General features: G+C 40.4%; 1 protein-coding gene. It reads left to right on the top strand.

The features are described 5' to 3' along the window. Positions 1-60: 60 nt before the first annotated feature. Complete coding sequence (locus ACYVTD_RS13755) at positions 61-957, top strand: hypothetical protein (protein ID WP_461248296.1); 897 nt, start codon at positions 61-63, stop codon at positions 955-957. Positions 958-1,040 lie beyond the last annotated feature (83 nt).

Below are 1,040 nucleotides of genomic sequence, written 5' to 3'. Positions count from 1 at the left end.
ATATTGGTCAACAGCGTCCCCTGTGTCTTTTTCGCCAATATGGTATAATGGGCTATTAATATGAAACTCGGTCCAAAAACAATAAAAATTGCCGCTTCTTTGGCGGTTTTTCTCATAATTATATTGATTGTCTTTCTTGCCCGTTCCCCCGTGCTTATTGTTACCGATATTTCCTTTGCGGAACTTTACGGCAAAAAACGACTGCGGCAGGAAACGGCGCGTTCTTCCCTTGTTTTGTTCCGCAGGGTAAAACCCGTAACCGTAGCAAACGATGCGGGGGATGATATAATTCAGGCCGCTGTTGAAAAGGCGTCGTCAAAGCCGTTTTGCGTGATTTTTCCCCTCAGGTTTGCGAAGGTGGCCGTAGGCTACAGGGAAAAAAATACGTCTATCCCTGTTGTGTTGCTAGAAGGCAGATATGGCGAAGAAGAAAATCCTGCCGAATTTGCCATAGGAGGCAAATTAGAAGATTATTTTATTTATAAAACCGACATATACGCGGATTTTTACCGTGTCGGCCTTGCCGCGGCAGTCATTGACGGCGATAAAAATGAAAGAATAGCGGTATTTTTAGAGCCAAACATCCAAAAACAGGCAAGAGAGGCCATTTCAAATGCTCAAAAAGACCCCGATAAGCCCCTACAGACATCATATTTTACATATTTTCCCCAATTTTCAGGCAATCAGGGGTATTCCTGCGTTATTATTTCAGGGAATGGTGTTGAATATTTTGATAAATACTCCGATATTCCGGTTATTTTCTTTACATGGATAAACCCTGAACTGATACCTGATGATGTTGTCCTAATTTTTAATGATTCGCCTTGGATTCAGGTTGCTTCAGCTGTCAGAATGGTAAAAGCAGGCGTAAAAAACGGTAAAATTCCATCAAAAATCCTGTTTGCGGGCGGGAAGGGGCTTAGCAGGCAGATTATCCGCAAATTAAGAAAAATTTGATAAATAATCAATAAATATGCGCTTGACGGTTTGACAAAAACTTTAAAATTAAATATAATTAATGTAATGATCTATTAATAAGG

It is taken from the genome of Treponema sp. R6D11 (assembly GCF_054786075.1).
This window is presented reverse-complemented; position numbering and strand designations above follow the sequence as displayed.